At 63.1% G+C, this 23,392-nt stretch carries 25 protein-coding genes and 2 pseudogenes; 14 read left to right on the top strand and 13 right to left on the bottom strand.

The annotated features are described in order from the left end of the window. A partial coding sequence (locus tag FQV27_RS17545) for a tRNA-dihydrouridine synthase (protein ID WP_186827361.1) occupies window positions 1–167 on the bottom strand: 167 nt, incomplete at its 3' end. A gap of 112 nt (window positions 168–279) precedes the next feature. Between FQV27_RS17545 and FQV27_RS17540 the strand changes: the two genes are divergently transcribed. Then, window positions 280–1,368 carry a site-specific integrase gene (locus FQV27_RS17540; RefSeq protein WP_147101060.1) on the top strand — a complete coding sequence of 363 codons (1,089 nt, stop codon included), beginning with the start codon at window positions 280–282 and terminating at the stop codon, window positions 1,366–1,368. Window positions 1,369–1,764: 396 nt separating this feature from the next. Here the strand turns inward: FQV27_RS17540 and FQV27_RS17535 are convergent, their stop codons facing one another. After that, the gene (locus tag FQV27_RS17535; protein WP_036702658.1) at window positions 1,765–2,205 is read right to left on the bottom strand and encodes a MerR family transcriptional regulator; all 441 of its coding nucleotides are present in this window, start codon (window positions 2,203–2,205) and stop codon (window positions 1,765–1,767) included. A gap of 88 nt (window positions 2,206–2,293) precedes the next feature. Here FQV27_RS17535 and FQV27_RS17530 point away from each other — a divergent pair, with 88 nt between their 5' ends. Beyond that, window positions 2,294–4,576 carry a heavy metal translocating P-type ATPase gene (locus FQV27_RS17530; protein WP_147101058.1) on the top strand — a complete coding sequence of 761 codons (2,283 nt, stop codon included), beginning with the start codon at window positions 2,294–2,296 and terminating at the stop codon, window positions 4,574–4,576. A 345-nt stretch (window positions 4,577–4,921) separates the two neighbouring features. Here the strand turns inward: FQV27_RS17530 and arsJ are convergent, their stop codons facing one another. The 5 genes and pseudogenes from arsJ to FQV27_RS17505 form a co-directional block, all read right to left on the bottom strand. Further along, a complete protein-coding gene (gene arsJ, locus FQV27_RS17525) occupies window positions 4,922–6,181 on the bottom strand; it encodes an organoarsenical effux MFS transporter ArsJ (RefSeq protein ID WP_281290036.1) in 1,260 nt (419 codons plus the stop codon). After that, window positions 6,178–7,185, bottom strand: coding sequence for an ArsJ-associated glyceraldehyde-3-phosphate dehydrogenase (locus FQV27_RS17520; protein WP_036702653.1), 1,008 nt, complete (start codon window positions 7,183–7,185; stop codon window positions 6,178–6,180). Before FQV27_RS17520 ends, arsJ begins: the two co-directional genes overlap by 4 nt. A 4-nt stretch (window positions 7,186–7,189) precedes the next feature. Further along, complete coding sequence (locus tag FQV27_RS17515; RefSeq protein WP_036702652.1) at window positions 7,190–8,029, bottom strand: metalloregulator ArsR/SmtB family transcription factor; 840 nt, start codon at window positions 8,027–8,029, stop codon at window positions 7,190–7,192. A 128-nt stretch (window positions 8,030–8,157) separates the two neighbouring features. Further along, window positions 8,158–8,286 (bottom strand): annotated as a pseudogene (locus tag FQV27_RS17510) (arsenical resistance protein ArsH); the annotation flags it as partial. Between the two features lie 241 nt (window positions 8,287–8,527). Then, window positions 8,528–10,891: a heavy metal translocating P-type ATPase gene (locus FQV27_RS17505; protein ID WP_222611733.1), complete on the bottom strand. Its 2,364-nt coding sequence runs from the start codon at window positions 10,889–10,891 to the stop codon at window positions 8,528–8,530. Window positions 10,892–10,991: 100 nt separating this feature from the next. Between FQV27_RS17505 and FQV27_RS17500 the strand changes: the two genes are divergently transcribed. The 5 genes from FQV27_RS17500 to FQV27_RS17480 all read left to right on the top strand — a co-directional run bounded on the left by FQV27_RS17500 (window position 10,992) and on the right by FQV27_RS17480 (window position 12,941). Next, window positions 10,992–11,273, top strand: a complete 282-nt coding sequence (locus tag FQV27_RS17500; RefSeq protein WP_036702648.1) for a metal-sensitive transcriptional regulator — start codon at window positions 10,992–10,994, stop codon at window positions 11,271–11,273. Further along, entirely contained in the window at window positions 11,273–11,596 is a 324-nt protein-coding gene (locus tag FQV27_RS17495) for a hypothetical protein (protein ID WP_136650133.1), read from the top strand. Before FQV27_RS17500 ends, FQV27_RS17495 begins: the two co-directional genes overlap by 1 nt. A gap of 94 nt (window positions 11,597–11,690) precedes the next feature. After that, entirely contained in the window at window positions 11,691–12,170 is a 480-nt protein-coding gene (locus FQV27_RS17490) for a DUF411 domain-containing protein (RefSeq protein WP_080621549.1), read from the top strand. A 3-nt stretch (window positions 12,171–12,173) separates the two neighbouring features. Further along, window positions 12,174–12,629 (top strand): c-type cytochrome, encoded by a 456-nt coding sequence (locus tag FQV27_RS17485; protein ID WP_080621548.1) that lies wholly within the window; start codon window positions 12,174–12,176, stop codon window positions 12,627–12,629. Window positions 12,630–12,668: 39 nt separating this feature from the next. Beyond that, window positions 12,669–12,941 carry a hypothetical protein gene (locus tag FQV27_RS17480; protein WP_036721734.1) on the top strand — a complete coding sequence of 91 codons (273 nt, stop codon included), beginning with the start codon at window positions 12,669–12,671 and terminating at the stop codon, window positions 12,939–12,941. 28 nt (window positions 12,942–12,969) lie between these two features. Here the strand turns inward: FQV27_RS17480 and FQV27_RS17475 are convergent, their stop codons facing one another. The 4 genes from FQV27_RS17475 to FQV27_RS17460 form a co-directional block, all read right to left on the bottom strand. Further along, on the bottom strand, window positions 12,970–13,620 hold the full coding sequence (locus FQV27_RS17475) for a L,D-transpeptidase (protein WP_147101054.1): 651 nt from the start codon (window positions 13,618–13,620) through the stop codon (window positions 12,970–12,972). An 81-nt stretch (window positions 13,621–13,701) separates the two neighbouring features. Next, a complete protein-coding gene (locus tag FQV27_RS17470) occupies window positions 13,702–14,223 on the bottom strand; it encodes a DUF305 domain-containing protein (RefSeq protein WP_231555322.1) in 522 nt (173 codons plus the stop codon). Window positions 14,224–14,247: 24 nt separating this feature from the next. Continuing rightward, window positions 14,248–14,862, bottom strand: coding sequence for a DsbA family protein (locus FQV27_RS17465; protein ID WP_147101052.1), 615 nt, complete (start codon window positions 14,860–14,862; stop codon window positions 14,248–14,250). A gap of 13 nt (window positions 14,863–14,875) precedes the next feature. Continuing rightward, window positions 14,876–16,372: a multicopper oxidase family protein gene (locus FQV27_RS17460; protein WP_147101050.1), complete on the bottom strand. Its 1,497-nt coding sequence runs from the start codon at window positions 16,370–16,372 to the stop codon at window positions 14,876–14,878. Window positions 16,373–17,026: 654 nt separating this feature from the next. Here FQV27_RS17460 and FQV27_RS17455 point away from each other — a divergent pair. After that, window positions 17,027–18,289, top strand: a complete 1,263-nt coding sequence (locus tag FQV27_RS17455; RefSeq protein WP_147101066.1) for a tyrosine-type recombinase/integrase — start codon at window positions 17,027–17,029, stop codon at window positions 18,287–18,289. Between the two features lie 56 nt (window positions 18,290–18,345). Here FQV27_RS17455 and FQV27_RS17450 read toward each other — a convergent pair whose 3' ends face one another. Next, window positions 18,346–18,942, bottom strand: coding sequence for a hypothetical protein (locus FQV27_RS17450; RefSeq protein ID WP_147101047.1), 597 nt, complete (start codon window positions 18,940–18,942; stop codon window positions 18,346–18,348). A 494-nt stretch (window positions 18,943–19,436) separates the two neighbouring features. Between FQV27_RS17450 and FQV27_RS17445 the strand changes: the two genes are divergently transcribed. Genes FQV27_RS17445 through FQV27_RS17425 form a run of 5 tightly spaced genes read left to right on the top strand, consistent with a single transcriptional unit; the run spans window position 19,437 to window position 22,084 of the window. Beyond that, complete coding sequence (locus tag FQV27_RS17445; protein ID WP_147101045.1) at window positions 19,437–19,697, top strand: helix-turn-helix transcriptional regulator; 261 nt, start codon at window positions 19,437–19,439, stop codon at window positions 19,695–19,697. Continuing rightward, window positions 19,694–19,957 (top strand): hypothetical protein, encoded by a 264-nt coding sequence (locus tag FQV27_RS17440; protein ID WP_223115875.1) that lies wholly within the window; start codon window positions 19,694–19,696, stop codon window positions 19,955–19,957. The genes FQV27_RS17445 and FQV27_RS17440 overlap by 4 nt, the downstream gene beginning before the upstream one ends. Then, window positions 19,954–20,388, top strand: coding sequence for a VRR-NUC domain-containing protein (locus tag FQV27_RS17435; RefSeq protein WP_147101043.1), 435 nt, complete (start codon window positions 19,954–19,956; stop codon window positions 20,386–20,388). The genes FQV27_RS17440 and FQV27_RS17435 overlap by 4 nt, the downstream gene beginning before the upstream one ends. Next, a complete protein-coding gene (locus FQV27_RS17430; RefSeq protein ID WP_147101041.1) occupies window positions 20,385–21,395 on the top strand; it encodes a helix-turn-helix domain-containing protein in 1,011 nt (336 codons plus the stop codon). The genes FQV27_RS17435 and FQV27_RS17430 overlap by 4 nt, the downstream gene beginning before the upstream one ends. After that, window positions 21,392–22,084, top strand: a complete 693-nt coding sequence (locus FQV27_RS17425) for a hypothetical protein (RefSeq protein ID WP_147101039.1) — start codon at window positions 21,392–21,394, stop codon at window positions 22,082–22,084. Before FQV27_RS17430 ends, FQV27_RS17425 begins: the two co-directional genes overlap by 4 nt. Before the next feature lie 167 nt (window positions 22,085–22,251). Here FQV27_RS17425 and FQV27_RS17420 read toward each other — a convergent pair whose 3' ends face one another. Further along, window positions 22,252–22,494, bottom strand: coding sequence for a hypothetical protein (locus FQV27_RS17420; protein ID WP_147101037.1), 243 nt, complete (start codon window positions 22,492–22,494; stop codon window positions 22,252–22,254). Here FQV27_RS17420 and FQV27_RS17415 point away from each other — a divergent pair. Further along, window positions 22,493–23,386, top strand: a pseudogene (locus tag FQV27_RS17415) (DNA methylase); the annotation flags it as partial. The gene FQV27_RS17420 and the pseudogene FQV27_RS17415 sit on opposite strands and share 2 nt — an antisense overlap. Between the last annotated feature and the right edge of the window lie 6 nt (window positions 23,387–23,392).

Here is a 23,392-nt window from a genome sequence, read left to right as displayed (position 1 = left end):
CGGCGCAGCAGGCGGTCGCGAGGGCCGTGGATGATCGCGGGCGCTGTGACCATTTCGGTATACAGCAGCGCGCGCCGCGACAGGACGCGGTGAAAACCGCGGCAGAAGCGGTCCGTCCAGTCCATCATCGGCGCCACACTTAGCATAGCATGTTGATTTATTTGCATTTTTAACGTATCATCAATTTGTTAGCAGACCTCGCTCTACGCCGGACTACGCCCTGATATCCCCTAATTCGCCCCTTTACGACGACTCATTGCACACAGAGCGCACACGAACATGGCCTCCATCACCAAACTTCCCTCTGGCGCATACCGGGTCCAGATCAGACGAAAGGGCCGCTACGCAAGCGAGACCTTTCTTCGCCGTGACGACGCCCATCGTTGGGCACGCCAAGCGGAGACCCGCGTCGATCAGGGACTGGCACCGAACACTTCCTCGATTGCTCGCGTACAGACCTTCGGTGACCTGATCAATCTGCATATAGCCGATATGTGCGAGGTAGGGAAATCTCCGCGCCGAAGCAAGGCTGCAACACTTGCGGCTCTCAAACGCGATCTGGGCAATGAGAAGATCGGTCAACTCGACCGGCAAATGCTGATCGAGTACGGTCGTAAGCGAGCAGATCAGGGTGCAGGTCCAGTCACGCTAGGGATCGACATCGGCGTCATCAAGATGATCCTGACCCATGCGGCGGCGGTTCATGGCCTCGAAACCTCGCCCGAGCCTGTCGACCTCGCGCGGGTCGCACTAAAACGCTTGGGGCTGATTGGAAAGGGAATCGAGCGGGATCGGCGCCCAAGTCATGCCGAGTTGAAGCGTCTCTTCGATTGCTTCGACGCAAATGAGCGCCTCACCTTGCCAATGACGCGATTGGTTCAATTCGCTATCGCCACGGCCATGCGGCTCGACGAAATCTGCCGGGTCAAATGGGCAGACCTCGATGTTGACCGGCATATGCTTTTTATCAAGGACCGAAAGGACCCGCGCAATAAGTCGGGCAACGACCAGCGGATTCCGCTCTTTGCAGCAACAGGGTTTGATGCCTGGGCTCTTGTGATGGCGCAGGCCAAGCAGTCAGGGCGAGTAAAGGGGCCGATCTTTCCTTATAATTCTCGCTCTGTCGGAACCGCGTTCCGTCGCGCCTGTACTGAAGCCGACATCAAGGACCTCCATTTCCACGACCTGCGGCATGAAGCAACAAGTCGGCTTTTCGAGATGGGTCTCGCCATCGAGCAGGTCGCGCTGGTGACCGGGCACAAAGACTGGAAGATGCTTCGCCGCTACACGCATATTCGTCCCGAAACTCTGCACCAAATCATCGCGGTACGTGCGCCCAACCCCTTGCGTAACTTCGCTGCAGAATAAATTCACTTGGAGAAGACCATAACTGCGTAAGCCGGGACTGGCCCGGATATTGAGTGCGGGGGCAGGATTTGAACCTGCGACCTTCAGGTTATGAGCCGATCCGGGCTGAAAATTGGAAATCAAACGATTTCAGCAACTTACAAGACAACCGTTTGATTTCTTGCGATTTCCATTCCGGCGTTCGACCGCATTGAGCGACTTTAGACAGCACAAGCTGCGCGAAAACTGCAGCCAAGGGTTGAGGTGGCGTTGAGGTGAGCAATTTTCAGTACCATCCATTTCGCTAGATGATCACGCAAAACGTGGTCCCGCACGAACGCTGCGACGAAAGTGCACGTTTGACTTGACAGAATTTCGTTCGGCTCACCGCCGATATGCCAATCGATCTGGCTGAGATCAGGTTGTCGCCCCGAGGTCAGGGTAACGATGATCGGTCGCGCAAAGCGAATGGTCGCCCAATGCTTCGATGACGCGGCAGTCCGCTATTTTACCGCCCGCGCATTGCGTCAGAATCCGCTGCAGTTCGACCTTGAGCGCGCCCAGCCGCGCAAGACGACTTTCAACCTCGGCCAATTGCGCGACAACGATTGCATCGGCCGCCGCGCAGGGCTGGCCGGGCTGGTCTGACAGGCTGAGGAGGTCACGGATCGCCTCGAGCGTGAAACCCAGATCGCGCGCGTGCCGGATGAAAGCCAGCAGTTCCAGCGCCTTTTGGCTGTAGAGCCGCTGGTTTCCGGCACTGCGTTCGGCCTCGGGCAAAAGGCCGATCTGCTCGTAATAACGGATCGTCGGCACCTTCACGCCTGTTGACGCCCCCAGTTTTCCAATCGTCAGCATCAGATTCCTCTTGAAGCTCTAGTTGCTAGAGACATTAGGTTCGCGAATCAATGAAGGCAATTCCCCGATCCGGGGCGAGGATAGTGACATGACAACGACAGATCCCAACAGCGGAACGGCCTGCGACTGGACTGTTTCCGGCATGGATTGCGGATCCTGCGCGGCCAAGATCAAGGATGCCGTGACACGTCTGCCAGGCGTCAGCGGCGTTGAAATCGGCATCATGTCGGAACGGCTGCGACTAACGCTGGACGAAACGCAGACCGGCCGCGACAGAGTCGAAAAGGTGGTGAAATCGCTTGGCTATGGAATCACGCCGCGTGCGGCAGGGACGAAGAAGGACTTCGTCATGCCCGTCATGAGCGATTCGTCGGCAGATGGTCATGATCAGAATCATGCCGACCATAGCCATGACCGCAGTGGCACCACCGCAGTGGCGCGGGACGACAGCGGTCATGGCAGCCCAGGCCATGTGCATGACGACCCCGCCGACCGCGGCAAGCGATGGTATCAGACCAGCAAGGGCAAGCTGGTGATCTTCACGGCGATCCTGCTGGGCTCTGCCTGGATCATCGAATTGCTGGCGCCGCAGATCGGCAAATGGGCTTTTGTCGCGGCCTGCCTGATCGGCGTGGCCCCGATTGCGAAACGCGCCTTTGCGGCCCTGCGTCTGGGCCAGCCCTTCACCATCGAAAGCCTGATGACGGTCGCGGCCATTGGCGCGCTGTTCATTGATGCTGCGGAAGAGGCGGCGTTGGTCGTGTTCCTGTTCGCGGTCGGCGAGGTGCTGGAGGGTGTGGCCGCCGGCAAGGCGCGCGATGGCATCCGGGCACTGGCCAATCTGGTGCCCAAGACTGCGCTTCTGCTGGTGAATAGTACAGCGCAGGAAGTACCGGCATCAAGCCTTGCCGTCGGGCAGATGGTGCTTGTCCGTCCGGGCGACCGCATCCCGGCAGATGGCGAGATCGCCGAGGGCACTTCGGGCGTGGATGACAGCCCGGTGACCGGCGAAAGCGTTCCCGTCACCAAGGGTCCGGGCGATCCGGTCTTCGCCGGCTCGATCAATACCGAGGCCGCGCTGCGCGTGACCGTCACCAAGGCCGCCGAGGATAACACCATCGCCCGCATCATCCGGCTGGTGGAAGAGGCCGAGGTCGCGCGCGCGCCGACCGAACGCTTCATCGACCGCTTCAGCCGCTGGTATATGCCCGCCATCGTCACCGTCGCGGCTCTGGTGGTTCTGCTGCCGCCGCTGGCCTTCGGTCAACCCTGGGACACCTGGATCTATCGCGGACTGGCGCTGCTGCTGATCGGCTGCCCCTGCGCTCTGGTCATCTCGGTGCCGGCCTCGATCGCTTCTGCGCTGTCCACGGGCGCCCGGCGCGGGATGCTGATGAAGGGCGGTGCGGTGATCGAGGCGGCGGCCAATGTGTCCCGCGTCGCCTTCGACAAGACCGGCACCCTGACCCATGGGCGCCCGGTGGTGACGGATGTTGTCACCTTCGGCGCGACGACCGAGGCCGAGCTGCTGGCCGTGGCGGCGGGGGTCGAAACCGGATCAAGCCATCCGCTGGCCGTCGCCATCCTGACCAAGGCCGACCAGGCAGGCATCGAAGCGCTGCCGTCACGCGATGCGAAAGCACTGATGGGCAAAGGCGTGGTCGCAACGGTGGGTGACGCCTCGGCATGGGTCAGCTCGCCGCGCTATGCGCTGGAAAATGGCGGGATCGACCCGTCTGACCTGCAACTGGCCACGGCCTTAGAGGAAGATGGCAAGACCGCCGTCGCCGTCTTCCGCGAAAAGACCCCGCTCGGCCTGATCGCCATGCGCGATGAGCCAAGACAGGATGCGGCCGATGCGGTTCGCCAATTGACCGCGATGGGCGTGACTTCGGTGATCCTGACCGGGGACAATCCGCGCACGGCGGCCGCAATCGCTGGCGGGCTGGGCATGGAGTTTCGGGCCGACATGATGCCCGAAGACAAGCTAACCGCGATCCGTGAAATGGGCGGGCAAGGCGGCGTGATGATGATCGGAGACGGCATCAACGACGCTCCGGCCCTGAAGCAGGCCAGCATCGGTGTCGCGATGGGATCGGGCACCGATGTGGCACTGGAGACGGCCGATGCCGCGATCCTGCGCGACCGGGTGACCGACATCCCCGCACTGATCCGCCTTGCCCACACGGCCATGGGAAATATCCGCCAGAACATCACCATCGCGCTTGGGCTGAAGGCGGTGTTTCTTGTGACCTCGGTTCTGGGGATTACCGGTCTGTGGATCGCCATCATGGCCGATACCGGGGCGACGGTTCTGGTCACGCTGAACGCTTTGCGCCTGTTGCGCTTCGATCCCGAGCGCGAGGCGTGACGCCGTGATTTCCGCTTTCGGTTGGGCGGCGCTGACCCTGCTTTCCGCCTATCTCATGCTTTTTTTTCCGGCAATGCCATGGCGGCGCAAGCGGCCGGTCGGCCGGTCTGGCTGTTCTCGTGGGCGAAACGGCGCGACTGTTATGCCGCGCTCGGCTTTCGGGCTGGTTGGCGCTGTTCGACGCCTCAGAGTGCGGGCAGAGACTCGGCTGGCTCAAGACCCCGGCTCGACTGTTGCAGGCCGCCGCCCCGCTGATCTTCGGGACGGCGCTTTCGGTCTGGGGGCTCGGGGCGCTATATGTGACCGCCGGGATCGGCGCGCTGGCCACGCGCGCGCTCCAAGCAATCAAACGAGCCTGAGGCGACGCGCGGCAAGCCAACTGGCAAGCGCCATTACCCCGGCGGTCGCAAGGCAGAGCGGCAGCCCACCAAGCTGAAAACTGACGCCCGAGAGTAAAGTCCCGATCAAGCGGCCCGCAGCGTTGGCCATATAATAGAACCCCACGTCGCGTGTGATCCGCTCGGCCGATCCGAAGGCGAGGATCAGGTAGGAATGTACGGAGGAATTCACCGCGAAGATAAAGCCGAAGACCAGAAGCCCCACGACCAGAAGAATTGTAAGCCAAGGGGCGGGTCCACCCGCGACCAACGCGGCAAGGGCCAGCACGAACGGCACCGGCACGAGGAGACCGGACCAGAAGACCGCCTTGTTGACCGTCTCAGCCTCGGGTTGTCCTTTGCCCCCCAACAGGCGCGGTGCGAAACCCTGCACAACGCCATAGGCGATGATCCAGAGCGCCATGAAGCCGCCGACAAGGAAAAAGGCCTCGCGCCGTCCCTCGGCGGTCCCGTCCGACAGCACCGCCTGGAAATAGACCGGGATGCCCACGACGAACCACACATCGCGCGCCCCGAACAGGAACATGAGCGCCAGCGACAGGCGGTTCACGCGGATGTCCTTCGACCGCCAGCCGGACCAGCTTTCGTCGGATTTCATCCGCACGGGCAGACCCGCAGGCAGAAACAGCACGACCGCGAGCAAGATCACGGCCAGTACCGCCGCCATGCCCCAGACGGCGGCGTCGAACCCTGCAAGGCCAAGCAGCGCCGCACCCAGGAAGAAGCCGAAACCCTTGACGGCATTCTTCGATCCGGTCAGAGCCGCGACCCAGCGGAACAGCCCCCCGTCCTCGGTCGGGGCCAGCAGTTTCACCGCAGATTTCGACGACATCTTGGCCAGATCCTTGGCCACGCCCGAGACGCCCTGCACCGCCATGACGAAGGCGACCGAGGCCGCAACCGACCAGGCCGGGTCAAGCTGCGCCAGGGCGACCAGCGCCCCGATCTGCAGCGACAGCCCGCCGTAAAGCGTCGCCGCCAAGCCGAACCGCGCCGCCAGCCAGCCTGCGGCAAGGTTGGTCACGATGCCCGCGACCTCATAAAGTAGGAAAAGCCAGGCCAGTTGCACGGGCGAAAAGCCAAGCGCGTTGAAATGCAACAGGACCAGCATCCGCAGCGCGCCATCCGACAGCATGAAGGCCCAATAGGCCGCCGTCACCGCCGCATAGGCGCGCAAGGGGTTCGCAGAGGCAGTCACGTCGCTCACATCGCTCCCGCAACCATGCGGGCGATATCGGCCAGTCGGCAGGAATAGCCCCATTCGTTGTCATACCAGGCGTAGATTTTCACCTGCGTGTCATTGATCACCATGGTCGACGGCCCGTCGATGATTGACGAGCGAGGATCATTGGTGAAATCGCAGGACACCAGCGGCCGCGTCTCGAACCCCAGAATGCCCTTCAGCGGCCCTTCGGCGGCGGTTTTGAACAGGGCGTTGACCTCTTCGGCGGTTGTTTCGCGCTCAACCTCGAACACGCAGTCGGTCAGTGACGCGTTCAGCAGCGGCACGCGCACGGCATGGCCGTTCAGGCGGCCTTTCAGTTCGGGATAGATCAGCGTGATCGCGGTGGCCGAACCTGTGGTTGTCGGGATCAGGTTCATCAGGGCGGACCGCGCGCGGCGCATGTCCTTGGCAGGGCGGTCGACGATGGTCTGGGTGTTGGTCACGTCGTGGATCGTGGTGATCGAGCCATGCCTGATCCCAAGGTTCTCGTGGATCACCTTGACTACCGGCGCGAGGCAGTTCGTCGTGCAGGAGGCCGCCGTCACAAGGTTCTGCGATCCGTCGTAAAGATCATGGTTGACACCGTAGACAAGGTTCAGCGCCCCGCCGTCCTTGACCGGGGCAGAGACGACGACCTTCTTCACCCCGGCGGCATAATAAGGCGCGACCTTGGCCGCTGTCTTGAAGACGCCTGTGCAATCGATCACCAGATCGACACCAAGCTCTGCCAGCAGCAAAGCCTCGATGGTCTTCTCATGGGTCAGCCTGATGCGTTTTCCGTTCAACTCCAGCGCACCCTCGGCGGCGGCAACCGGCGTGCGCCAGCGACCATGGACCGAGTCGAACTCCATCAGCAACGCGTGCTGTTCGGCGTCGCCGACAGGATCGTTCAGCAGGACGATGTCGCCACCTGCGCCTGTATCGATAAGGTCGCGCAAGACAAGTTTGCCGATCCGGCCAAGGCCGTTGAGGGCGATACGGGGCATGATCTCAGTCTTCCTTGAGGGCTTCGGTGTCTATGTCGTCGACGCGGTTTTGCAGCGATAGCCGGTTAAGGGTTGCGAAGGGCAAGGAAATGAACGTTTCGATCCTGCGACGCAGCGCACCATAGGTCTGGGCGAATACCAGTGCCTTTTCGGCGTCGGTACCCATGGCTTTTACCGGGTCCGGCAGGCCCCAATGGCCGGTAATCGGCTGGCCGGGCCATGGCGGGCATTCCTCGGCGGCGGATGTGTCGCAAACTGTAAAGACGAAATCCATGACGATGGAGTCAGGCTGCTGGAACTCGGACACATGCTTGGATCGCAAGCTTGAGGTGTCATGGCCATTTCGCTCAAGCACCTCCAGCGCGAAGGGATTCAGCGCAGTATTGGGGCGGGTGCCGGCCGAAAAGGCCTGAAACTTCCCTTTGCCAAGATCGCGCAACAGGGCCTCGGCAAAGATCGAGCGGGCGGAATTTCCTGAACAGATGAAGAGCACGTCGAAGTCGGTATCGTCCATGGCGGGATCCTTCTGAGCCGACAGGGAGGGAGAAATGAGGTCAGGTCGGGCGCGGCCTACGTCTAGCGCGAGATAGTCGATCAGCGCCTCGGTGAGTTGGCGGTTCGCGGAGTAGAAGAGTGACCGCCCTCGCCGTTCGACACTCGCGAGCCCTGCCGACGCAAGGTCCGAGAGATGGTGCGACAGCGTATTGGCCTTCAGACCTAGCGCCTCGGCAATCTCGGTCGGGCGCACGCCACGCGGGGCAAAGCGCATCAGCAGCCTGAAGACGGCGAGGCGGTCAGGGTGACCGAGGGTGGCGAATGCATGGGCGGCGCTGTTTTTTTCCATAATTCCGGAATACAGGAATTAACAATGCTGTCCAGTGAAGTTTTTATGACGCAGCCTGATCGGGCCACTCCATCCATTCGCGCAGGCTCACCCCTGCGGACTTCTGCGTCCACCGGTCGCAGTGTGCACTAGGTCGAGGCCGAGAGATTGACCCGCCGCGTCAGGGCCTCCGCGCTTTCCTTGCGCTCGGAGAAGCGATCAACAGGATAGTCAGCCCGGTCGCGGGTCAGCAGGGTGAACTTCATCAACTCCTCCAGCCACAGCGGCAGGCGAACGGGATGGCGGCCAGTACCGGGATCAAGTCCCCTCAAGTGAGGCGGGAACGGCTTCAATGCAATCGGCGCCGCCCAAATCGAGCGCGACACATGAACTCAACGGGGAGGGGGAAACCTTGGTCAAAGGCCAAGTATTGCAACTATGTCGAGCATAGGCGCCACTGATGGTGGGAGTTTCAGATCTTCGCAATGCTGTCTTTGCAATGTTACATGGCCTGCTGTGTCACAGATCGACCCGTTTCAGCCGTAGCGCGTTGGCGATGACGGACACCGAGGACAGCGACATGGCCGCCGCCGCGATCATCGGCGACAGAAGAAGGCCAAAGATCGGATAGAGCAGCCCCGCCGCCACCGGGATGCCGGCGGCGTTGTAGATGAAGGCGAAGAACAGGTTCTGGCGGATATTGCGCATGGTGGCCACGGCAAGCTTGCGGGCGCGGACGATGCCGGTCAGATCGCCGCCCAGCAGGGTCAGCCCGGCGCTTTCGACCGCCACATCGGCGCCGGTGCCCATTGCGATGCCCACATCCGCCGCCGCAAGGGCTGGCGCATCATTCACCCCGTCGCCCGCCATGGCGACCTTGTCCCCCTTGCCGCGCAGCCCGTCGATCAGGTCCTTCTTACCCTCGGGCAGCATCCCGGCGCGGACCTCGTCGATGCCCAACCGGCTGGCCACGGCCAGCGCCGTGCGTTCATTGTCGCCGGTTGCCATGATCACCTTGATTCCCAGATCATGCAGGTCACGTATCGCCGCCTCGGCCGTTGGCTTGATCGGGTCGGCAACGGCGACAAGCCCCGCCAGCCTGCCATCCAGCGCCACGAACATCGCCGTCTTGCCCTCGCCGCGCAGGCGGTCGGCGGTCTCCTCGCCCGTGTCGCAGTCGATGCCAAGCGACGTCATCAGCGCGTTATTGCCAAGCGCCACATCGCGTCCATCGACCTTGCCAATCACCCCCTTGCCGGTTACGGCCTCGAACTCCTCGCCATTGCCAAGGCTCAGCCCACGCGCCTTGGCACCCTCGACGATTGCCTCGGCCAGCGGGTGTTCGGAGGCGCGTTCCAGCGCGGCGGCGGCGGCCAGCAACTCATCCTCGGGCACATCGCCGAAGCTGGTCACATCGGTCAGTGCAGGCTTGCCTTCGGTCAGCGTGCCGGTCTTGTCGACGATCAGCGTATCGACATCGGCCATCAGTTCCAGCGCCTCGGCATTCTTGACCAGCACGCCGGCCTGCGCGCCGCGTCCCGCTGCCGTGGTGATGGAAATCGGCGTCGCCAGCCCAAGCGCACAGGGACAGGCAATGATCAGCACCGAGACCGCAGATGCGACGGCAAAGACATAGGACGGGCTGGGACCGAAGATCAGCCAGACGACAAAGGCCGCGATGGCGATCACCACCACCGCCGGCACGAAGATTGCCGAGACCCGATCAGCCAGCCCCTGAATCGGCGCCTTGGACCGCCGCGCCCCGGCCACCATCTGGACGATCTGCGACAGAACCGTATCGGCGCCGACATCTGTGGCGCGGATCGCCAGCGTCCCGTTCTTGTTGATCGTGCCGCCGGTCACGCGATCGCCCTGCACCTTCTCGACCGGCACCGGCTCGCCCGTGATCATGCTTTCGTCTAAGGACGACCGCCCCTCGACCACCTCGCCATCCACCGGCACGCTGTCTCCGGGACGCACGCGCAAGAGATCCCCGGCCACGATGTTTTCCAGCGGCGCGTCATATTCGCTGCCATCGGGCAGGATGCGCCGCGCCGTCTTGGGTGCCAGATCCATCAGCGCCCGGATCGCATCGCCGGTGCGTTCCCGCGCCCTGAGTTCCAGAACCTGTCCGACAAAGACCAGGGCAACGATGACCACGGCAGCCTCGTAATAGGTGCCGACCATGCCGCCCATCCGGTATTCTTCGGGAAAGATGCCCGGCAGGAAGGTCGCAAACAGCGAATAGAGATAGGCCGCGCCGACCCCCAGCGAGATCAGCGTCCACATGTTCGGCGAGCGGTTTTTGAAGGAATCCAGCCCGCGCTGAAAGAAGGGCCGCGCCGCCCACAGCACGATGGGCGTAGCCAGCAGGAATTCCAGCCAAGCGGCGGTGCGGTGCCCGATCCAGTCGCGGACCGGAATGCCCACCATCTCGCCCATGGTCAGGATCAACAGCGGCACGGCGGCGGCCACGCTGACCCAGAGCCGCCGGGTAAAATCGGTCAGTTCATGGCTGGGCTCGTCCGAGGGAGTCATCGGCTCCAAGGCCATGCCGCAGATCGGGCAGGCGCCAGGTTCGTCGCGGACGATCTCGGGATGCATCGGGCAGGTCCACTGCGTGCCTGCCGGGGCGGATTTTTCGACCTTGACCGCCGCGCCCGAGGCGTAGAACCACGGATCGCCGTCGAACTTCGACTGGCAACCGTCCGAGCAGAAATAGAAGGTCTGTCCCTCATAGTCGCGCTGGCGTGCCTCGGGCTTGATCGTCACCTGCATGCCGCAAACCGGGTCGATGGCCTTACCGGGATCAGCCTGTGCCGGTGCGCCACCGTGTGTCCCGTGATCGTGCTGCCTATGCGAATGATCGTGCTTGTGGTCCATGACTCTCTCCCGGCAGATACCTATAGGGGGTATATCAGACTTGCTCTATACCCCTTGAGGGTATAGCACAAGCTGCAGATGTTGAAGTTCGGAGCCCTCCTTGGCGCATGACAAGCAGAACCGAGACGCGATCCTGAAGCGGCTTTCCCGCCTGAACGGTCAGGTGCAGGGCGTGTCGCGCATGGTCGAGGACGGGCGCTATTGCGTCGATATCCTGAACCAGACCGCCGCCATCCGCTCGGCCCTGCGCGGGGTCGAGCGCCTGTTGATCGAGGATCATGCGCGAAGCTGCATGGAAGACGCGATCCAATCTGGCGATCAGGACCGGCAGAGGGTGATGTTCCGTGAGGTGGTTGAATTGATGGACAAGGTGCGCGACTGATGCGGTTCCTGCTGTCGGCCCTGCTTGCTGTCATGCTGGCGGTGACGATGCCGCTGGCCCTGACCGGCGCCGCAACGGCGGAAGCGTCGCAGACGGCCTCGATAGCCGAAACATCCGTGCCGCCGGCCGCGCATGAATGCTGTACCCCACAGCCGGACTCTCAGCATGGCGACTGCACAGCCTGTGCCGCCATCGGCCATGCCGAAGTCACGCCGAACGCGGCCCGTTTGCCACGCCGCATCCGGCACATTCCCGCGTTGCAGGATATGAAATCCGCCAGGCCGCGTTTGCCGCTGCCCCCTCCGCGACCCGTTGCTCTCTGACGCCGCCTGGCCCGATGGGCCTGCAAGCTGATCAATTGCGCCACGAGAGGGGCGAATGCCCCTACGGCGCGCAATATCCTGAAGGACATCAGATATGAGCAATCCCAATTTCTCGCGTCGCGGGGCGATCCTGGCGGTCGCGGCGATGCTGTCGACAACCTCTACCCTTGCCTTTGCCGCCACCGGCTCGGACGAAAAGCCGAACCTGCTGAGCATCACCAAGGACCCCGGCTGCGGCTGCTGCGGCGCCTGGGCCGATCTGGCCATCGAGGCGGGGTTCGAGGTCGAGACGACCGAAACCAGCGATTATGTCGGCATGAAGCGTGACGCCGCTGTGCCCGAAAACCTGTGGTCCTGCCACACGACCCGGATTGGCGGCTATATCGTCGAGGGCCATGTGCCCTTCGCGGCCATCAGGCAGCTTCTGGAACAGCGCCCCGATATTACCGGAATCGCCGTGCCGGGGATGCCCGCCGGATCGCCGGGAATGGGCGGCGGGGTCGAGGCCACCGCTGAGGTCATCGCCTGGGGCGGCATTGCCGGCGATGGGCGCGCCTTTCCGCTGGACGGGTAGCAGATGACGCGCAACGCACTCATCCTCGTCGCAGCGGCCGGTCTGGCCGCTGCGATCCTGATACTATGGCGCGGCAGCGGGGCCACTGAACCATCCACGCAGGATCAGGCCGTCATCGCGCTCGGCCAGCGGCTCTACGCCGAAAACTGCGCCACATGCCACGGCGCCGATCTGGAGGGCCAGCCGGACTGGCAGACCCCGCTCGCAAATGGCCGCTATCCGGCGCCACCGCATGACGAGACCGGCCACACATGGCATCATGCCGACGCGCTTCTGGAACGCATCATCCGCGACGGCACCGCCGCCGTGGTCGGCGATGGCTATGAAAGCGACATGCCCGGCTTTACTGATGTCATGAGCGATGCCGAGATTACCGCCGTTCTGGCCTATATCAAATCCACCTGGCCGGAACGCGAGCGCGCGATCCAGAGCCGCATCACCAAGGACAGCGCGCCATGACCTCCCGGCGCGTCACCACCATAGCCTAGGAGTTTCCCAATGCAGATAAGAACCGCCGCAATCGCCCTGACGCTGCTTGTCCTTGCCGGATGCGCGGCCCAGAGGCCCGATATCGCCGCCGAGGAAGCCTCGCCCTATCCGATCCCGAACGAGGTCGTCGCCATTGCCGGCCCTAACCAGGACCTGACCACGGCGCGCCTCGACCCGGCGGATGACTGCTATTGGTACTACCACGCAGGTCCGGTCGAAACGACGCTGGTGCCGCTGCGGGCCGCGAATGGCAACCAAATCTGCAACGCAAAACCGGTCTGACCCATCAGGATCGCCGGAGGGCAGCAGACTAGCTTATCGCCGTCACGCTGCCTTCCGGTGAATAGAGATAGGCGGTCGAACCGATCTGGACCCGCGGGTAGAGCCCGTTGATATGGGCCATGACCATGCGGACGCAGCCGGAACTGGCGCGGCTGCCGATCGAGGTCGGAAACGGCGTACCGTGAATGCGCAGATAGGTATCGCGGTCGCCGAGGTAGAGGTAAAGCGCGCGCGAACCCAGCGCGTTCTGGGGGCCGGGCTCGACGCCACCCTCAAATTGCGCATAGATCTCGGGCTCGCGCTTGATCATGTTCCGTGTCGGGGTCCAGTGCGGCCATTCGGCCTTGCGCTTGATCGTATAGGTCCCCGGCTCGTAAAGATCGCCCCGGCCGATGGCCACGCCGTAACGCATCGCCGTGCCGCCCTCTTCGATGTGGTAGAGGTATCGGGCCACGGCATCGACATGAATATCGCCCGGCACCAGACCGTCATTCGCGACAATCCGCTGCGGCAGGAAACGCTGGTGCAGGCCCCAAGGATTGGGGCCGCCGGCTTCCACCTCGGCATCCCAGGCGGCCTTCTGCGCCGCGTCGGGCCAGGTCGAGGCCATAAGCGGGCTGGCGGCGGAGGCCGCGAACAGCGCCGTCGTCGTTCGGATGAAATGTCTGCGTGTCAGCATGTGATTGCTCCTCGTAATGGTTGTACCTTCAGATGAATGCGGCAAGCGCAGCGGGATCCGCGATTGCCGAACCGTATCGCATCAGCGCCCATCGACCTCGGGCGTCGCCGCTGGCCCGCCTTCCAGATCGGCGATCAGCGCCTTCATCTCCGCGATTTCCAGCGTCTGGGCCTCGATGATGCTGTCCGCCAGCGCCCGCACGCGAGGATCCGAGATATCGGCACGGGTGGATGTCAGGATCGCAATCGAGTGATGCGGAATCATCGCCTTCATCCAGGCGGTGTCGTCGACCGTTGCCTGACTGCGAACCAGAAACAGGCCGAGGGCAAATGCCAGAATTGAAAGGCCCGCGACGATCAAATTGGCACGCGGATTGCGGTACATCCCCAGCATGAAGGCCAACATGATCAGAGCCATGGCGCCGCCCATATACAGCGCCATCCACATCCGGGTCTGGCTGAAAAAGACATGATCCATCGCCCAGGTGTTCAGATACATCAGCCCGAACATGATCATCGTCGAGGTAGCGATCATCGCCGCGAAACGGCCATAGCTTCCGCCGCTCATGCTTCCGTGGCTCTTGTGTCGATCAGAATGATCCATAGCGTTGTCCTTTCGTGAAATGCTTCAATTGCCACGCGAGGCCGCAACCAGTTCGGCCAGTTCCGTTGATGAAATGGCGCCAAAGCGCGAATCCGATCCGGCGATGAAGGTGGGTGTGCCGACAAGCCCCATCGCCTCGGCCAGCGCATTGGACTGCTGGATATGTTGGGCAATCTCCGGGCCGTCCATATCGCGCTGCAACTGCTGGGTGTCCAATCCTATGGAACGCGCAACGCGCATGACGCTGGCTTTTTCTGCCCGGGGTTTCTGTCTCATCAGCGCGCGATGAAAGTCGGCATAGCGGCCCTGCTTGCGCGACGCCAGCGCCGCGCGGGCCGCGAAAGCCGAACCCTCGCCAAAGACCGGCCATTCCCGCATCACCATCCGCAAGCCGGGATCGGCTCCTAACACGGCATCCACCACTGGCATCATCGCGCGGCAGAACTGGCAGTTATAGTCGAAGAACTCGATCAGAGTCGCATCGCCGTCAGGATTGCCGAAGATCGGCGCATTCGCGTCATGTTCAAGCTGCCTGCGGAATTCGGGTGGAAGCGAATGACCAGCCCAAGATAGGCGCGGTGCGATGGCCATCGCCGGGGCGGTAAGGGCCAGGGTCAGGATCATGCGTCGCTGAAACATCATGTCACTCCCGTCACGCCGAGACCGCGAACGTCGTCATCATGCCGCTGGCAAGATGCGGCATGTGGTGACAATGCAGCATCCATTCCGCCGCCTCGCCCACATCCAGCGCCACCGTGACCATCGACATGGGCGGCACATAGACCGTGTCGCGCAATGCACCGGAAAACCGTCTGCCATTGATCGCGACAACTTGGAAATGATGGCCATGCAGATGCATGGGATGGCCCATCATCGACATGTTGTGGAACATGATCTCAACCCGCTGGCCTGTTTTGGCCGTAACCGGAATCCGATCCTCGAACACGCGGTCGTTGATGGTCCAGCGATAGGGCTGCATCTGCCCGCCCAGCATCACCATGGGTGATGCATCGGCAACTCGTTCCGTCAGCGGAGCAACGGCCCGCAAGGCGGCTTCCTGTGCAAGGTCGATATCGAATGCAGGTGCGGCCTCGTCTGCCATTCCAAGCATGACCGGCACCTTGGCGCCAGAAGTGGCAAGGATAAGGCCGGTGCGCTCATGCGCGCCTTCGCGCAGAGCAAGGATCGGCCAGGCGCCGCCTCCGGCGGGCAGGTCAAGTTCGATATCCAGGCGCTGACCCATGGCCAGACCGAAGCGTGTTCCCGGCAAGGGCTGCACCGGCTGGCCATCCACCGCGACAAGCCGGCCTGGTACCTCGCCGCTGTCGATCCAGAACACCGTGGCAGCAGCCCCATTGATGACCCGCAAAAGGATGCGGCCACCCTTTTCCACCTGCACGACCTCGGGGTCGCCCAGGGTGCGGTCATTCGCCAGATAAGCGTCGAAATCGAAATCGTTGAGGTCCATCTGCATCCCGGCCATACCGGACATGGACATGCCGCCCATTTCCGACATCCCGTTCATGGCCATACCATCGCCCATGTCATGACCGGCATGAGGATCGGCTGGTTGCGACATTTCGGCTTCGGCGGCCTCTTCATGCCCCTTTCCCGAGCGAATTTCGTCCAGCACCTCTTCCGGCGAGCGGAATGAAAAATCATGCAGGAACATGGTGACCTCTTGCCGATCAGCTCGCAGATCCTCGGGGCGGCGGACGATCAGGGGTGCGGCCAGCAACTGCATCTCCTGAATGGGCACATGGCTGTGCATCCAGTGCGTGCCTGCTGCGGCCTCAAAATCATAGGCACGCGTCTCTCCTGGCTTCAGCAGCGGCATCGGCATATCGGGAACGCCGTCCTGCGCGTTCGGCGGGATCTGTCCATGCCAATGAATGATCGTCGGCTCGGTCAGATCATTGGTCAGGTCCAGCAGGAAACGCTGGCCCGGATCCAGAATAAGCCCGGGTGTTCCGTTGCCGTTGATCAGCCCGAAAACCGTGGCGGCGCGGCCATCGATGTCAAGCGTGCGCGTCGTTGCCTGCAATGCCAGCGCGGCTGGCTGAGCAAAGCCTGCGCGCGGGATGGCAAAAGCTGCGGCCATGGCAGCGGATGCGGTCAGAAAGCCGCGGCGATTCAGTGTGCAAGTCATATGAATAATCCATCAGACCCCGTAGGGCGAACCATGTTCGGCACCTTGAAAGGTGCGGCAAGCAAGTGTTCAGATGGATTTCGGAGGGCGGTATCCGGGGCCGACCAGAAGGCCCTCACGTGTCTCCGATATAGATTGCCATTTCAGCGAATGCTCTGTCTCAACAGGCGCAAGTTGCGCGGCAGCAAGCCAGGGCGTAGATGTGCCGACACATACAATCGCACAGGCATCGGTCATATCGTGCCGAGAGGTTTCCCCCGGAGAGCCGTGCTCATGCCCGCCTTTGTCACCGGGATGGCTGATCGAAGCGACAACGTGATCGGCCGACAGTCCGGCTGTGCCAGCACTTTGCCCATGCTGCGTCACGCCCGCGAACACGAGCAGGACAACAAGCAGAGAATATATCGCGCGGCACATCATGTGGTTGAGTTGGAACCGATGAAACTAGCTTGACAATAAGTAGGACAGGCTCTCGTTGCAATTCACGGTTTAATCAACAGAGGGTGTAGGTTTCTCCCTTCAGAGCCATTGACCGGCAGCCCTCCCCCGAGGTTCTGCCACCTTCCGCCTCCCCGCCGGTCTGACCGGCGATGTATGACTTGCCATGCGCGCGAGGCTGAGCCTCATGTGGGATTCAAGTCGGAGGCACTGGGCATGGTGAAGCGATTGAGGTTGAACGAGAAATCGGTGCGCGAGGCGGCACCGGAACCGGGCCGGGACTATCAGATCTTCGACAGTGAGGTGCGGGGATTTGCCATCTGCATCTACCGTTCCGGAAACCGGGCCTTCACGCTGGATTACCGACATGCCGGGCGGCAGCGGCGGATGACGCTGGGGCGCTGGCCGGAATGGTCGACGGCGGCAGCGCGGGAACGGGCGAAGGAATTGCGCCGCGACATCGATGCCGGGGGCGATCCGCTGGGCGCGAAGGAAGACGGGCGGGACGCGCCGCGCTTCAGGGATCTCATCGAGCATTATTCCGAGGTGCATCTCCCGAATCTGGCGAAGACCAATGCCTCGGATCAGCGGTCGATGCTGACCAAGCTGGTGGGGCCAGAGTGGAACAACAGGCTCGTCACCGAGATCACGCCCTATGACGTGGAAAAGCTCCTGAACCGAATCGCGGAGGGGCGCGCCCGCCCGCACAAGGCCAAGCCGAACAATCGTGCCCGAAAGCTGCAGGGGGCGAAGCCGACGCCGGTGCGTGCCAATCGTGTCGGCGAGGTGCTGCGCAAGATGTTCACCTATGCGCAGAGCTGGGGCTGGCGCGAGGATAATCCGGCTTCGGGCTTCCGCCGCCGCATCGAGAATCCGCGCGAGCGGTTTCTGTCGCAGGAGGAGATCCGGAAACTGGCATCGGCGCTGGACGCGGCCGAGGATCGCCGTGCGGCGGATATCATCCGGCTCTGCATGCTGACCGGGGCGCGGGTGGGCGAGGTCCGGCAGGCAAGGTTCGAGCATTTCAACCTCGAACATCTCAGCTGGTCGAAGCCCGCCAGCATGACCAAGCAGCGGAAGATCCACAGGCTGCCGATCTCGGACGAAGCGGCTGCCATCGTCCGCCAGCGCCAGCTGCTAGTGCCGCGCGGCTGCCCGTTCCTTTTTCCGGGCGATGTGCCGGGCCAGCCGGTCAAGGAAATCCGCCGCTTCTGGCACCAGATCCAGAAGCAGGTCGGGATCGAAGATGTCCGCATCCACGACCTGCGCCACACTTTTGCCTCGCTTCTGGTCAGCGGCGGTGCCTCGCTGGAAATGATCGGCAAGCTGCTGGGTCACAGCCAGACCCAGACGACGGCGCGCTATGCCCATCTGATGGATTCGCCGCTGCGGGCGGGTGTCGATGCTGTGGCCAGCGCCTTCCGGCCAAAGCCGGTGCTGGTGCATGAAGCCGAAGAACAGGCGCGCAGGAGCGCCTGATCGTTGCTGCGACCGCGCTGGGCGGCGTGATGAATGGATCACAATCACACACCGCTCTATGCATCCTCCTGCAGCGATTTCCAGATCGGCCCCAGCCTGCGCCGAATGGTGCTTTCGTCCGGCACCTCGCCATTGCGGGACTTTTCGGCAAACCACGCCTGCGCATCCGCGATCCATTCGGCCTGCGTCGCCGGAAGGCCGTGGAAATGAACGCGTCTGATCAGGGCGACATAGAGCCCCTCCCAGTCGTATCGTGACGGTGCACCGCCAGGATCGGTCCAGCGGTTCGCCATGCCATTCAGCAGTTCGAACTGATAGACCTCATCGGCCAGAACCATGAGATCGGCCAGTTCGACCTGAATGTGATCCGACGGGTCGGCGATCATAATCCAGCCTTCCTGCCCCGGTATGCGGATACGGCGGATGCTCCGAGAGGCCTGTCCATTTTCCCAGCGCCGGAACATGCTCAGGATATCGGCAACCGGCACGACGACCAGACCTGCCAGCACCTCGCCACCCTGCTCGATCGGTTCGATCGCGGCGACGATGTCCAGCTTGCCGGCAATCGCCCATCCCGCCAGATCGTAGGGGCTGCAATCCCAGCGGATCGTCACCTCCTGAACGGTGAAAAACGTGCGTTGCGGCAATGTCATGATGTCTGCTCTCCCTGCTCTCGACGCCCGGCAGTCCGTCCTTCGGACCACTGGCACCTGCCTTCATTGACCCCGCACCCGGAGACAGCTCCGCCATTCGCGGGTTTCCTTGAAACTCCGCGTTGATCGACCGCATCGGGCGTGATTGGGGGGATTTCTTCACCACCGGAGCGCGATTTGGCAAGAACATTTGGCTGTGGAAAACGAACTCTTTGTTCTTGACATGTTCCGGGGCCAGCAACGGCAGAAACTGTTAGCGGCAACCGGCAGAACCGGTTCTGCCGGTTGTGGTTTCGACGGCTTTCGACGGCGTTCAGACCCGGCGCCGAATCACTGTCCTTCGCCCTGAGTTACGCCAAACCCAGCAAAACATGGGGTGGCATAACCTCCGGCGAGGTTACGCCACCTTCCGCCTCCCCGCCGGTGCTTTCGATGTGATTGTTCTTCTCCCCGTCAGCGGCCCGGTCCGGGCGATGCGAGAAGGAGACAAGAGCATGACACAACCCATGAGTGCGGAACCGGTAATCGAGCCGCGCCTGCTGCGCGGCTGGATCAGCCGCTATGACCTGGCACAGGAACTGGGCCTGACGGTCGACACGCTGGGGCGTTGGGAGCGTCGGCGGAAAGGTCCGGCCTGCGTCCGCGCCGGTCGCAAGATTTTTTACCGGATGAGCGTGGTTCAGGACTGGCTGCAGTCACAGGAAATGCCGCGGGTCACCGAAACGAAACCCGGCAAGGCGCGGGGGCGGAAATGAACGTCATGTCCCCGATCCCCGATACCAGCGCCATCAGCGACGTCGATGCGTACTGCCCCGCGGACTGGCCCGCCCAGCGCCTCGCCGAGGCGCGCGGCATTGTCGCCGATTTCGTCCAGCACCCGGACAGCCTGATTATCCTCGCCTGTCGCGCCATCGCCGCGCATAGCCCTGACCCTCGGGAAGGACGCGAGGCGTTGGCACTGGCCGGTCTTCTGATCTGCGTGTCTAAACGCAAACCGAAAGGCGGTACCGCATGACCCGCCGCACACCTGAAGCCGATATCCAGCGCGCCATCGTACACACATTGCGGATCGTCCTGCCCCGCGATGCCATCATCCACCACTCGGCGAACGAGGTCGGGTCGGGCGGCAAGGCAGCCCGCCAGCGCCAAGCGATCCTGACCGGCATGGGCGTCTTTCCGGGCTTCGCCGATCTGATCGTCCTGACCGGTGGTCAGGTGCTGTTTCTGGAGGTCAAAAGCCCCTCCGGCCGTCTCAGCCCGGCGCAGAAGGCCTTTCGCGACATGGTGAAGGCCCAGGGCTTCGGTTGGGCGCTGGTCCGCTCGATCGAGGACGCGCTAGACGCGCACGCGGATCACGGCATCACCACCCGCGTCCAGGCGCAGAACCCGCGCCGGAGGGCCTGCGCCAGCGCCAACGCCTCGACGTCCCGGAGGACCTGCGCATGAGCCATTTTGCGACCAACTGGGCGATCCTGCAGCGCGGGTTGAAGCCTGCCACCAAGATCGTGCTCTGGCATCTCTGCGACCGTCACAACCCCGATTTCGGTTGCTTCCCGACCCAGGCGCGGCTGGCAACCGATTGCGAGATCAGCCGCTCGGCCCTGAACGACCATCTCCGCAAGCTGGAACTGGCCGGTCTGATCCGTCGCTGCGCCAGCGTCGATCCGGTGACAAAACGCCAGCAGCCGACCCGCTACATTCTGGGGTTCGAGGACGGGTTCGACGATCCGAATTCGGACCCGTCTCCGGAATTCGGACATGGCGATTTCCCGGGTTTTTCGGGCGGTGATCCTGACGGCGAAACACGCCAGATGTCGCCCAATGCAGTGAACCTGTGTCCGGAAACTGGACACGGAGCCGTGTCCAGATTTCGGGCAAAGCCGTGTCCGGAAAATGGCGATTTCCGTGTCCGGAATCCGGACACTAACCCTGTAAGAGAACCTTTAAGGAAACCAGTAAAGGAGGAGGAGGACGCACGAGCGCGCGATGATCGATTTGAAGAGTTTTTCGGCACACTGCTCGACGCCCTCGGTTTCGACACCGATGCCGGACTTCCCGGCTGGTGGCAGGGCTGGCCACCGAGAGAGCATGTTCGTCGCTGGATCAGAGATCTCGGGCTGACCGAGGACCGGATCGTCGCCGTGGCGCGGGACAGCCGCAGCACCCACCCCAATCCACCGGATGGTCCAAGAGCGCTAGACCGGGCGATGGAACGGGCGGCACGGAGCGTCGAAGCGAGGAAGCCTTCGGACGGCGACAAGCGCCGTAAGCGCAGCGGCAAGCCCGCTGGCACACCTCGGGCCAGCATGGACGAAATCGCGGGGTTCTATGCCAGCATGGTCAACGGGGATGGCTACCTGCCCTCCAACGCCATCTCAAACACCGTGCGCAATGCCATGCTGGAACGCGGCCTGGTCACGGCGGACCGGCTCAGGGCGCGGGGTGTGCTGTGACGGTTCACACAAACTTCCCGAACCACAGCACCCGCACCAAACGCGCGCTGGGCGTCCAGCAAGTGCTGGAATGGGCCTTTCGGATCGAGAAAGCCCGGCTGGAACTGCCCGAGCCGCCCGATCTAGAACGCGGTGACAGCCCCGGCTTCGGCCTCGAATACGTGCTGATGCAACGCGCCGCGCTGGGCTGCCGGGTCGACGGGGGACGGTACAAGCCGGACAGTTCGACCCACGAGGATGCCGAAGTCATCGCCGCCTGTGTCGCGGGCCTGCCCACCTCGCTGGGTGGGTTGCGCATGGCGATCCGTATCGCCGAACTGGCTCGGGCGGGCATGACGCCTGACTGGATGCCGGGCGCCGTGCCCCGCTGCGTGCCGGTCGAGATGAAGCGCAATCAGCATGGCGAACGCTCGGTGACCATCGCCGTCGGCACGACCCGCGTGCTGGCGCGCGGCAAATGGCGGACGGTGGAGGTTCGCGCCTGCCCGGTGACCTTCTCGCTGCATCCGGATCAGATCGCTGCCGCCCATCGCCATTACGAACACTGGTGGCTGGCGCTGGGCTGGGTGCGGCAGGGACTGTGCGACGGCGGCATGCTGCGGAGCATCGACGTGACCGATGCCATGCCGAAACGCAGGCCGTGGGTACGCCCGACGGGCAGCGAACAGATCGGCAACAAAACAGTTTGACATTCGTGCCCCTCTTGACTCATAACCCAAATATCGGAGACGAGCGCCCGGAGAACAGCCCCTCTCACGCGCGCTTCCGGTCAGACTTTCCAGCCCTGCCCCCCAGCCATGGTTCCTCCCCGGCGCAATCCGTATTCGGGGGGGCGCAACGCGGAAGTTTTCTACCGTCAGGCGATTTCACCGGGGAATCCACCCGGAATCCACTTGGCCAGCCTGAGCGCCTTTTCGTTCAATAAAACAAAGCTTTGAGCATCGCACGAGGGTGGCTTCCTGCTGGATTCCGGCGGAATCCAGGAAGCCACCGTCGGGATCCACTTTGCGGAAGCCACCGCCACCGGAAGCCAGCGGAATCCAGTGCGGGATCCACCCTGCTCGACGCCAGCCCCAATCACAGGACCACCCTGCTCCATGGACCTCGCCTTTGCGCCGCGCCAGATCGAGTTCTGGCCGATCGAGCGGTTGCGCCCCTATGCCCGGAACGCCAAGATGCACGGCACCGATCAGGTGGCCCGCATTGCCGCCAGCATGGCCCGCTTCGGCTGGACCGTGCCTTGCATGGTCGGTGACGATGGCGAGCTGATCGCCGGTCACGGCCGGGTGCTGGCGGCGACGGAACTGGGGCTTCATGAGGTGCCGGTGATCCGGCTCGGCCATCTCGACGAGGCCGAGCGGCGGGCCTATCGGATCGCTGACAACAAGCTGACCGAACTCGGTGACTGGGACGAGGCGCTGTTGCGCGGCGAGGTCGCGGGCCTGCTGGCCGAGGATTTCGACCTGTCGTGGCTGGGCTTCGCCGAGGATGAGCTGGAGGCGCTGCTGCAGGATCCGGCTCTCGGCGACGATGGCGCGGCTGAGGGCGAGGACGATGTGCCGGAACCTCCCGCCGATCCGGTATCGGTGCCGGGCGATCTCTGGCGGCTTGGCGATCACTGGCTGATCTGTGGCGACAGCACCTCGACCGATGTGGTTGCAAAACTGCTCGGCGATGTTCGACCGCTGCTGATGGTCACCGATCCGCCCTATGGGGTCGAATACGACCCGGCATGGCGCAATGCCACGGGTGCGGCCAAGACCAAACGCACCGGCAAGGTGCTGAACGACGACCGCGCCGATTGGCGCGAGGCCTGGGCGCTTTTTCCGGGCGACGTCGCCTATGTCTGGCACGGGGCGCTGCATACCACCACCGTCGCCGACAGCCTGATCGCAGCGGGTTTCGATATCCGGTCGCAGATCATCTGGGCCAAGGACCGGCTGGTGCTGAGCCGGGGCGATTACCACTGGCAGCACGAGCCCTGCTGGTACCCCAAA

Origin of the sequence: Paracoccus aurantiacus (assembly GCF_007993065.1) — a bacterium.
Lineage (GTDB): Bacteria > Pseudomonadota > Alphaproteobacteria > Rhodobacterales > Rhodobacteraceae > Paracoccus > Paracoccus aurantiacus.
This window is presented reverse-complemented; position numbering and strand designations above follow the sequence as displayed.